The following is a 10245-nucleotide window of genomic DNA, read 5'->3' on the forward strand; positions in this document are numbered from 1 at the left end:
CAAAAATCCGCCGCAAAAATAATAATTATTTAAAAAGCATGGATTTTAAACGTGTTAAATTACAGAATCCTCAACTTTATAGAATCTCACTGAATGAAGAATCTTCAGCATCTCAATAAATATTTCTACAAATACAAATGGAAACTACTTATTGGATTGGTTATTACGATTGCCGCCAGAATTTTTGGGATCTACTACATCCCTTTAATTGGTAAAAGTACAGTCATTATAGAACAATACATTAATGGCGAAGTGACCAATGTCTCAGTCCTCAAGGATGAACTTCTTTATAATATCCTCCTTATAGTAGGAACTACTCTTATATCTGCATTTCTTACTTTTCTAATGCGACAAACTTTTATTGTGGTTTCCAGACATATTGAATATGATCTTAAAAACGAAGTTTACCGTCACTACCAGGATCTTTCCCTGAATTTTTACAAGAAGAACAGGACCGGGGATCTCATGAACAGGATTAGCGAGGATGTTTCAAAGGTCAGACTTTATTTGGGTCCGGCCATCATGTACAGTGTCACCACATTTACCTCTACAGTTGTGGTCCTTATATTTATGATACAGGCCGCTCCTTTGCTAACATTGTACACAGTAATTCCTTTACCCATTCTGGCATTCTCTATTTACAAATTAAGTGTTGCCATTCACAAAAGAAGTACCGTTGTACAGCAATATCTTTCAAAACTTAATACGTTCACCCAGGAAAGTTTTAGCGGGATCGCTGTTATAAAATCCTATGGTCTTGAACCTCAAACCAACAACAACTTTACAGAGCTCTCTAATGGTAGTAGAGATAAGAATATTGACCTGGTAAAAGTACAGGCATTTTTCTTTCCGCTTATGATCCTTTTAATCGGGATCAGTAATATTATCGTGATTTATATTGGAGGAAGACAGATAATTTCCGGAAAGATCGAAAATATCGACGTACTGGTAGAATTTATACTTTATGTGAATATGCTTACCTGGCCGGTTGCAGCCATTGGATGGGTAACCTCCCTGGTTCAGCAGGCGGAAGCATCTCAGGAACGTATCAATGAATTTCTTAGTGAGAAACCTGAAATTACCAATCCCAAGACCGAACAGGATGCGATCAACGGTAGTATTGAATTTAAGAATGTGAGCTTTACTTACGATGATACTAATATTACCGCACTTAAGAACGTAAGCTTTAAGGTGGAAAAAGGGGAAACACTTGCGGTGATTGGAAAGACTGGTTCTGGAAAATCAACCATTCTTGAATTAATTGGTCGTCTTTACGATATTGATCAGGGTGAATTATTGATCGATGGTCGCAAAATAGATACGGTGAACCTGGAAAGTCTTCGGGAAAATATTGGTTATGTACCACAGGATGCTTTCCTGTTTAGTGACAGTATTAGAAATAATATCAAATTCGGAAAAACAGATGCTTCCGAAGAAGAAATTATTACAGCTGCAAAAAATGCTTCCGTACATAAGAATATCCAGGGCTTCAGCAAAGGTTACGACACAGTTCTTGGTGAACGCGGAATCACACTTTCTGGCGGACAAAAGCAACGGGTATCTATCGCGAGAGCAATTATACATGACCCCGAAATTCTCTTATTCGACGATTGCTTATCTGCAGTTGATACTGAAACTGAAGAGGAAATACTCAATAATCTCTTCGAAATTACAAAAGAGAAAACCACGATCATCGTAAGTCACAGAATTTCTTCAGCTAAAAATGCCGACAGGATCATTATCCTCGAAGACGGACTGGTGGTACAGGAAGGCAGTCATGAGCAGTTGATCACTACTGAAGGATACTACAAAGAACTCTACGCAAAACAGCTAAATGAAAAAGAAATGTGAAAATTTTTTGCTAGATGTTAAAAATTTTTAGATTTTTGAGCTCGTTAATAACAATCATTAAAGAATCTATTTTATGAGCGACAAGGGAATGATGGAGAAAGAGGAAATATTCTCTAAAGTTTTAAGAGCCGGAAGAAGAACTTATTTTTTCGATGTTAGAAGTACCCGTGCAGATGATTACTATCTTACAATTACTGAAAGCAAGAAGTTCACGAACGACGATGGTTCTTTCTACTACAAAAAACACAAGATCTACCTTTACAAAGAAGATTTTGATGGATTTAGAGAGATCCTTGAAGAAATGACGGACTTTATCGTTAATGAAAAAGGTGAGGAAGTGATCAGCGAACGTCACCAGAAAGATTTCAAGAAAGAATATGATGAGCAGCCAGTTGAGCAAACAGCATCTCCGGCAGCAGAGAAATTTACAGATGTAAGTTTTGATGATATCTAGACAAAACGTCTATACACTATACGAACCGTCCCTATCAGGACGGTTTTTTTTATATTAGGGCTTTTCAAAAATAAACCAATGCGCAAACTTTTCTTTTTTTCTCTTTTTCTAGTATTTCAGATAAGCTTCGCTCAGCAGGATGAACTGTCTATGAGCTATTATTTACCAGCTGATATTTCTTACAACCAATCTATTCCTACTCCGGAAGAGAGCATAGGTTTTATTCCCGGTGAATGGCATGTTAGTCATGATCGTCTGGTTTCGTATATGCATACCCTGGCAGCGGCCTCTCCCCGACTAGAAATCGAAAATCGCGGAACTACTTATGAAGGTCGACCATTGATCCTGCTCACTGTATCTTCAGAAGAGAATATTGCTAATCTTGAAGATATTAGAACAAAACATATTGGTTTAGTTTCTGAAAATTCTTCGGAAGACCTTTCAAACATGCCCGTTGTGATCAACCAGGGATTCTCCATCCACGGAAACGAAGCCAGTGGATCCAATGCTGCCCTCCTCTACGCCTATTACCTCGCCGCAGCTGAAGGTCCCGAGATCGAAGAAACTTTAAAAAACACTATAATTCTATTGGATCCCGCCTTTAACCCAGATGGGCTTCAACGATTTGCCTACTGGGCAAATGCTAATAAAAGCAAAAACATCAATCCAGATCCTCAGGACAGGGAATACAGCGAGATCTGGCCAGGTGGAAGAACCAATCATTACTGGTTCGATATGAATCGTGACTGGCTACCGGTGCAATTACCGGAGTCCCAGGCAAGGATCAAAACTTTTCATGACTGGTATCCTAACGTTCTTACAGATCATCATGAAATGGGATCCAATTCCTCGTTTTTCTTTCAGCCCGGGATTCCATCACGTACACACCCACTCACTCCGCAGCTAAACCAGGATCTAACCAAAGAAATTGGGACCTATCATGCCCAGGCTTTTGATGAAATTGGTTCTCTGTACTATACCGAGGAAAATTATGACGATTTTTACTACGGAAAAGGTTCCACTTTTCCAGACATTAATGGAAGCATTGGAATTCTTTTCGAGCAGGGAAGTTCCCGGGGTCACGCTCAGGAAACTGAAAATGGTATCCTTACATTTCCATTTACGATTCGCAACCAATTCACCGCGGCACTTTCAACTTTAAAAGCTGCTGAAAATATGCGTGAAAAATTATTAAACTATCAGCGTAATTTCTTCAAAGAATCCCGGAATAGTGCATCAAGCGGTGCCTATGCTTTTGGTAGTGGACATGATCCTATCAAGGCTTATGAACTTGCAAAGATTTTGAAGAGTCACCAGATCGAAGTTCACAAAGTGGATAAAGATTTTACGGAAGCAGGCTTGAAATTCAAAAAAGGAAATTCCTATGTAGTACCAAAGAATCAAAGGCAACACCGACTATTAAAAGCGATGTTTGAACGAAGAACTGAGTTTCAGGATAGCCTGTTCTACGATATATCTGCCTGGACATTCCCCTTAGCGTTCAATCTTGACTTTTCTGAAGATGTTACGATGAAAAATGCCGGAGAGAAGATCCAGGAACTGGAAATACCTACACCAGAACAACCTGAGAGAAGTTCTTATGCGTATTTGCTAGACTGGCAAAATTACCTTGCTCCAAAAGCTCTGAATATAATCCTGGAGAAAGGTCTTCGCGCTAAAGTTTCCATGGAAGCATTTACCTTTGAAGGCAATGAATTTGCTGCAGGAACGATCATGATCCCTGTCCAGAATCAAAAACTGGAAAATGATGAGCTTTATAGTTTCATGATTGAAGTTTCTGAAGTAAGTCATATAGCCATTAAAGGAATCCCAACCGGCATGACCGGAGGAATTAATCTTGGAAGTAACCAGTTTAGGGCAATCGAACCCCAACAGGTTGCCATTCTGGTTGGTGGATCCATATCTTCCTATGATGCCGGTGAGATCTGGCATTTGTTCGATCAGCGTTACGACATGAAAATTACCAAACTTGATCTTAAAGACCTCTCCGGAAGTGACCTGAGCAGGTATACCGATATCATCGTCCCAAGTACCTGGGGCGGTGGATTGAACGATGGAGTTGCTACTCAGCTGAAGGATTGGACTAAGAACGGAGGAACCATCATAGGCTTTAGAAGTGCTGTGAACTGGCTTAAAAACAATGATTTCATTGATTTTGAGACAAAAAAAACAGAGAATACCGCAAAGGATGTTAGTTTTGGAGAACGTGGTGACTTCCGTGGCGCACAGGTAATTGGTGGAGCGATCTTTGAAGCAGATCTGGACAGAACTCATCCGATCGCTTTTGGATACAATAGAGATAAAATCGCGCTCTTCAGAAACACGACGATTTTCATGGAAGCCGATAAGCAGAGCTATAAGAACCCGATTCGATATACAGAAAAACCCTTACTGAGTGGATATATAAGCAAACCAAACCTGGACTCTCTTGCGGGAACGGTTCCGTTTAAACATGACAGACTTGGCCGCGGGGAAGTGATGCTTTTTACAGACAACACAAACTTTAGAGCATTCTGGTACGGTACTAATAAATTACTCATGAATGCTATCTTCTTCGGAACAGAAATGTAACCGATAGTTTGGGTAAATTTTAGCAATCTTATATAGTCGGTTACATAACTTTGTACCGGTTTGTTAAGGAACAATAGGTCCTATAATGTCAAACTTATTGGACCTATTCTCTATTACTTAAAATTGATGCTTATAAATTCCAATTATTGAAATTCTCCGGATTTAAATCATGGTTGCGAAATGAGAGGTTTTTGAGTTACCTCAACAGGCTCTCATTTTTGGCCAGTTGCATTGCATTGCTTGTAGCCCTTTACGACCTGGGATTTAAACAGGAAAAACTTCAGGAAGCACAATTAAACAGCTTTTATTATGTAGTCTTATTGATTGGGATCGCTTCGATCCTGTGTCGGTATTTTGTTCTAAAGGTTAAAGTTCCTGCCAAGATCAGGATCCTCGACGCTATCCTTGGAACGCTTATTCTCCTGCTAAGTATCGTGAAGACAGATGTTCTAATGGAGAATTTTCCGGGTTTGCAACCCCTCAATAAGATGGCTTACATGTATTTCGCATCGCTCGTATACTTCATACGAGAACTTGCCACCATCAATTTTAGATTTAATAAAGCATACCTAAATCCAGCTCAGCTATTTATAAGTAGTTTCCTGGGAATTATATTAGTCGGCACTGGTTTACTGATGTTGCCTAAGGCGACACATGAAGGAATCGGACTTCTGGATGCACTTTTCACTTCTACAAGCGCAGTATGCGTGACCGGTCTGATTGTAGTAGATACTGGTTCCTACTTCACTACTTTCGGGCAATCCATCCTTCTACTTTTAATGCAGTTGGGCGGACTCGGGATCATGACCTTTGCCAGTTATTTTAGCTACTTTTTTCGTGGACAGACCAGTTTCGAGAATCAGCTTTTACTCAAAGATGCTACCAATTCTGAACGTATAGGTGAAGTTTTCGGCGTACTTAAGAAAATTCTTTCCATCACTTTTATTACTGAATTGCTGGGAGCTGTATTTATATATTTCAGCTTAAGCGAAAATGAATTGAGCCAGATTGGTGATCGTATATTCTTCTCAGTATTTCACGCAATAAGTGGCTTTTGCAATGCAGGATTCTCTACGCTTGAAAACAGTCTTTATGAACCAATTTTCAGATTTAATTATCCGCTGCATCTGGTAATTGCTATATTATTCATTCTTGGAGGGATTGGTTTTCCTATAGTTCTGAATATTTATAAATATCTGAAATATACTTTTTCGAATCTTCTGCTCAAGCTCAATAATAAAAGGCCTTTACCTTACTCGCCATGGGTGATCAATCTCAATACACGAATCGTCATTGTTACCACGATAATCCTCTTAAGCGTGGGAACTTTAGGTTTCTATATTTTAGAATATAACAACACTTTGGCGGAACATAACTGGTTTGGAAAAATCGTCACTGCATTCTTTGGAGCTGCTACGCCGCGTACAGCCGGTTTTAATACTGTGGACATGCAGGCATTAAATGTAAGTACCCTTATGCTTATTTTTATGCTCATGTGGATAGGAGCCTCTCCTGCATCTACAGGAGGTGGAATAAAGACGAGCACTATCGCCATTGCTGCCTTAAATTTTGTTAGTCTTGGAAAAGGTAAGGATCGCATCGAAGTGTACAAAAGAGAAGTATCAAGTAATTCTATTCGCCGGGCATTTGCTATTATATCGCTTTCACTTATGGTGATTAGCATCGCTATATTTCTGATGACGATCTTCGAAAAAGATATAGCGATCATAGATATTGCATTTGAAGCATTTTCGGCTTATAGTACCGTGGGACTTTCGACAGGAATTACTTCCAGCCTATCATCTTCGTCTAAGATCGTTCTTATCTTTACGATGTTTATTGGAAGAGTTAGCATGCTCACCCTTTTAATTGCTATGCTTCGGAAGGCTAAACACCTTAATTACAGAGTGCCTACAGATGAAATTTTAATAAACTAACAGATGAAATATATCGTAATTGGTCTTGGAAACTTTGGATCGTCCATTGCAGAACAGCTGGCAGAAATGGGCAACGAAGTTATTGGTGTGGATATTAGTATGAGCAAGGTTGAAAGCATGAAGGAGAAAATAACTCATGCTATTAGTCTGGATGCAACAGATATGGAAGCCGTTAAGAATTTACCACTGAAGGATTGCGACGTGGTGATCGTTGGGATTGGAGAAGATAAAGGTGCGAATATCATGGCCGCCGCGCTTATGAAGCAAATGAAGGTGAAAAGAATTATAAGCCGCGCGATAGATCCACTACAGCGAACGGTATTGCAAACGATGAGTATTACAGAAATTATTCATCCTGAAGAAGAAACTGCTCACCGCTGGGCACAAAGATTAAATCTTGAAGGCGTGGTAGATAGTTTTGAACTGGACAGTAATTTTAGCATTGTTGAGACTAAAATACCTGAAGAGTATCACGACAAAACTGTAAAGGAACTGGACATCAAGGGAGAATTTAATATTCTTATACTTACGACCATGAACGTTTCTGAAGGTAAAAACGAGCTTGGAGCTCCAACTGAAAGAAACACCGTACAGGGAATTGTGCATGCAGATACCAAATTATATAAAGACGATATCATGGTGCTTTATGGACACAATAAGGATATTCGAAAATTACTCGATCAACATAAAAAGTTTAAGGAAGCCCAGAATTAAGCGATCCTGAGTCCATTTGGTACTTTTTGATCTGGTGAGAGCAATACAACATCAGTTTCATCACCTACCACTCCCATCACCAGGCATTCGCTTTTAAAACCGGCAATTCTTTTTACCGGAAAATTGACTACGGCGATCACCTGTCTACCGGGAAGTTCTTCCATTGCGTACCGCCTGGTGATCTGTGCAGATGTTCGCTTCGCACCAATTTCTTCTCCAAAATCTATCAGCATCTTATAGGCCGGCTTTCTAGCCTTCGGCAGTTCCTCAGCTTCCAGAATTGTTCCTACTCGCATATCAACTTTCTCGAAATCCTCCCAGCTAATTTCACTAATCATATTCAGAATTTTAAGATGGAAAAATAGAGAATATTGAGCATTAATAATTAATTTTAAAGAAAAAGATGTCACTTACATCATCGAAAATGCTTCCGCTTGGAAGCGATGCTCCAGACTTTAAACTGATGGATACCCGAACCGGACATCTGCTGGATCTAAAAAATATCAAAGGCGAAAAAGGAACACTTATCATGTTTCTATCAAATCACTGTCCTTTTGTAAAACATATTAACGGGGAAATTGTAAGACTCGCGAATGAATACAGGCAACTTGGCTTTGGCTTCGCGGGTATAAGTAGTAATGATCCCGAAAGTTATCCGGAAGATCATCCAGACCTAATGACAGAAGTTGCATCGAAAAATCAATATTCATTTCCTTATTTATTCGATGGCACTCAGGAGATCGCAAGAAAATACCAGGCAGCCTGCACTCCAGATTTTTTCCTTTTTGACGCTGAACTTAAATTGATATATCATGGGCAACTGGATGACAGCAGACCAAATAATGGTTTGCACTCCAACGGAAGAGACATCAGGGAAGCGATGGATGCGGTGTTGAATAATCGTAAGGTCAATAAAGATCAAAAGCCATCGATTGGTTGTAACATCAAATGGAAAACTTAATTTAACTTGTTCTTTTCATTTGACTCCCTGCAATTCTTTAAATTTGAATAACCTACTATTTCAGTAGGATTTAATAACAAAAAAAACAGATTGATTATGAGTGATTTAAAATTAGGCGACATAGCACCAGATTTTACAGCAGATACATCTGAAGGGAAAATTAGTTTTCATGAATTTCTAGGCGATAGCTGGGGAATCCTATTCTCTCACCCGGCAGATTATACTCCTGTTTGCACAACTGAATTGGGAGCTGCCGCGAATTATGCTGAAGAATTCAAGAAAAGGGATGTAAAGGTACTTGCGCTTAGTGTTGACGGAGTAAAGTCACACAAAGATTGGATCAAGGACATTAATGAAACTCAGAATACCACGGTGAACTTTCCGATCATAGCAGATGAGGATAAAAAGGTTTCAGATCTATACGGAATGATCCATCCAAAAGCTGACAACACACTTACCGTACGCTCGGTATTCGTGATCGCGCCAGATAAGTCCATTAAAATGACGCTTACGTACCCTGCGAGTACAGGTAGAAATTTTGAGGAATTACTAAGGGTTATTGACTCATTGCAGCTTACTGTTTATAATAAAGTAGCTACGCCAGCGAACTGGAAACATGGTGATGATGTAGTAATTAGTCCATCGGTAAGCAATGAGGAGGCAGACAAAATGTTCCCAAAAGGCTACAAAACGGTAAAACCTTACCTGAGAACAACTGCACAACCGGAACTAAAAAAGTAATATTTCGATTTATAAAATCTAAAAGGCTGGTTAATCCCAGCCTTTTCTTTTTTTAAGTTCTATGATATGCTCCAGGTGATGTTTCCCATGCCAGGCGTAATTCGCCAGACTTTGTTTTAAACTGTAACGAAAGCCAGATTCCGGATGTATAAAAGTTCTCTCGAAATCTTCTGTGCTCATATTCTCCAGCAGGATGATCCATTTCGCGTGCAGGGCTTTAAGGAATCCAAGGGATAACGTTACGGGTGTGAATTTTGAATCTGCCAGTTCTGCAAAACCTTTCTCATTGAATGCCTTAATGGTTGGCTCATCTTCAGTAAGCGCCCATTTAAAGCGCATAAATGCACTCATATGGCTATCGGCAATATGATGCACCAATTGCCGGATGTTCCAGCCTTCAGGACGATAGACCATTTGTAATTGATCCTGGTCAAGATGTTCGACCTCCTCGATCAATGCCTGAGGCAATCTGGCCACTTCATCAATATAATTTCTTATGTTTTCCACGGAAACCTGTTCCGGAATTTCAAATTCCCCGATAGGAAATTTCAAATTTTCAATCTCTTCTTCTGTACTCATATCTAAAAATAGAAAACGCCCTGAAGAATCAGGGCGTTTTTAAGAAATATATAAGTCTATATTATTTTACATCCATCAATTCCACATCGAAAATAAGCACCGCATTTGGTGGTATTACACCACCTGCACCACGCTCTCCGTAAGCAAGGTCTGATGGGATTACCATTCTTGCCTTATCTCCAACCTGTAGCAATTGTATACCTTCATCCCATCCCGGGATCACATGGCCTACACCTACTGGAAATTCCAAAGGCTGATTTCTTTTGTAAGAAGAATCGAAAACAGTACCATCTGCTAACTGACCTTTATAGTGTACCGATACGTTCTTACCTTTTTCAGCTTGTACGCCATCACCCTTCTGGATGATCTGGTATCGCAAACCACTTTCCGTAGATTTAAAACCTGCAGCAAGCTTG

Annotated in this window: 10 protein-coding genes; 7 read left to right on the forward strand and 3 right to left on the reverse strand. The window is 39.6% G+C overall.

Going from position 1 to position 10245, the window contains the following annotated elements:
- Positions 1 to 93: 93 nt before the first annotated feature.
- From ACNKXS_RS09330 to ACNKXS_RS09350, 5 genes are all read left to right on the forward strand, one after another.
- Entirely contained in the window at positions 94 to 1851 is a 1758-nt protein-coding gene (locus ACNKXS_RS09330) for an ABC transporter ATP-binding protein (RefSeq protein WP_417920628.1), read from the forward strand.
- A gap of 73 nt (positions 1852 to 1924) precedes the next feature.
- On the forward strand, positions 1925 to 2305 hold the full coding sequence (locus ACNKXS_RS09335; protein WP_295179352.1) for a PUR family DNA/RNA-binding protein: 381 nt from the start codon (positions 1925 to 1927) through the stop codon (positions 2303 to 2305).
- 78 nt (positions 2306 to 2383) lie between these two features.
- The gene (locus ACNKXS_RS09340; RefSeq protein WP_417920629.1) at positions 2384 to 4897 is read left to right on the forward strand and encodes a M14 family metallopeptidase; all 2514 of its coding nucleotides are present in this window, start codon (positions 2384 to 2386) and stop codon (positions 4895 to 4897) included.
- 146 nt (positions 4898 to 5043) lie between these two features.
- Positions 5044 to 6834, forward strand: coding sequence for a TrkH family potassium uptake protein (locus tag ACNKXS_RS09345; protein ID WP_417920630.1), 1791 nt, complete (start codon positions 5044 to 5046; stop codon positions 6832 to 6834).
- Between the two features lie 3 nt (positions 6835 to 6837).
- Positions 6838 to 7548 (forward strand): potassium channel family protein, encoded by a 711-nt coding sequence (locus tag ACNKXS_RS09350; RefSeq protein WP_417920631.1) that lies wholly within the window; start codon positions 6838 to 6840, stop codon positions 7546 to 7548.
- On the opposite strand, the gene ACNKXS_RS09355 is transcribed toward ACNKXS_RS09350, so the two are convergent.
- Positions 7545 to 7886, reverse strand: coding sequence for a tRNA-binding protein (locus tag ACNKXS_RS09355; protein ID WP_417920632.1), 342 nt, complete (start codon positions 7884 to 7886; stop codon positions 7545 to 7547). The two genes, ACNKXS_RS09350 and ACNKXS_RS09355, sit on opposite strands and share 4 nt — an antisense overlap.
- Before the next feature lie 65 nt (positions 7887 to 7951).
- Here ACNKXS_RS09355 and ACNKXS_RS09360 point away from each other — a divergent pair, with 65 nt between their 5' ends.
- Both ACNKXS_RS09360 and ACNKXS_RS09365 read left to right on the forward strand, forming a co-directional pair.
- The gene (locus tag ACNKXS_RS09360) at positions 7952 to 8509 is read left to right on the forward strand and encodes a thioredoxin family protein (RefSeq protein WP_417920633.1); all 558 of its coding nucleotides are present in this window, start codon (positions 7952 to 7954) and stop codon (positions 8507 to 8509) included.
- 96 nt (positions 8510 to 8605) lie between these two features.
- Positions 8606 to 9250, forward strand: a complete 645-nt coding sequence (locus tag ACNKXS_RS09365) for a peroxiredoxin (protein ID WP_417920634.1) — start codon at positions 8606 to 8608, stop codon at positions 9248 to 9250.
- Between the two features lie 30 nt (positions 9251 to 9280).
- Here ACNKXS_RS09365 and ACNKXS_RS09370 read toward each other — a convergent pair whose 3' ends face one another.
- Together ACNKXS_RS09370 and ACNKXS_RS09375 are read right to left on the reverse strand one after the other, a co-directional pair.
- Entirely contained in the window at positions 9281 to 9829 is a 549-nt protein-coding gene (locus ACNKXS_RS09370; protein WP_295179366.1) for a YfiT family bacillithiol transferase, read from the reverse strand.
- 61 nt (positions 9830 to 9890) lie between these two features.
- Positions 9891 to 10245 (reverse strand): FKBP-type peptidyl-prolyl cis-trans isomerase (locus ACNKXS_RS09375; protein WP_417920635.1); only part of this gene is annotated, 355 nt, incomplete at its 5' end.

Origin of the sequence: Christiangramia marina, assembly GCF_048285865.1 — a bacterium.
Lineage (GTDB): Bacteria > Bacteroidota > Bacteroidia > Flavobacteriales > Flavobacteriaceae > Christiangramia > Christiangramia marina.

Bases quoted from the DNA above. Each gene is read 5' to 3' on its own strand.
- ACNKXS_RS09330 (WP_417920628.1), top strand. From the start codon at position 94: ATGAAGAATCTTCAGCATCTCAATAAATATTTCTACAAATACAAATGG.
- ACNKXS_RS09335 (WP_295179352.1), top strand. From the start codon at position 1,925: ATGAGCGACAAGGGAATGATGGAGAAAGAGGAAATATTCTCTAAAGTT.
- ACNKXS_RS09340 (WP_417920629.1), top strand. From the start codon at position 2,384: ATGCGCAAACTTTTCTTTTTTTCTCTTTTTCTAGTATTTCAGATAAGC.
- ACNKXS_RS09350 (WP_417920631.1), top strand. From the start codon at position 6,838: ATGAAATATATCGTAATTGGTCTTGGAAACTTTGGATCGTCCATTGCA.
- ACNKXS_RS09355 (WP_417920632.1), bottom strand. From the start codon at position 7,886: ATGATTAGTGAAATTAGCTGGGAGGATTTCGAGAAAGTTGATATGCGA.
- ACNKXS_RS09360 (WP_417920633.1), top strand. From the start codon at position 7,952: ATGTCACTTACATCATCGAAAATGCTTCCGCTTGGAAGCGATGCTCCA.
- ACNKXS_RS09365 (WP_417920634.1), top strand. From the start codon at position 8,606: ATGAGTGATTTAAAATTAGGCGACATAGCACCAGATTTTACAGCAGAT.
- ACNKXS_RS09370 (WP_295179366.1), bottom strand. From the start codon at position 9,829: ATGAGTACAGAAGAAGAGATTGAAAATTTGAAATTTCCTATCGGGGAA.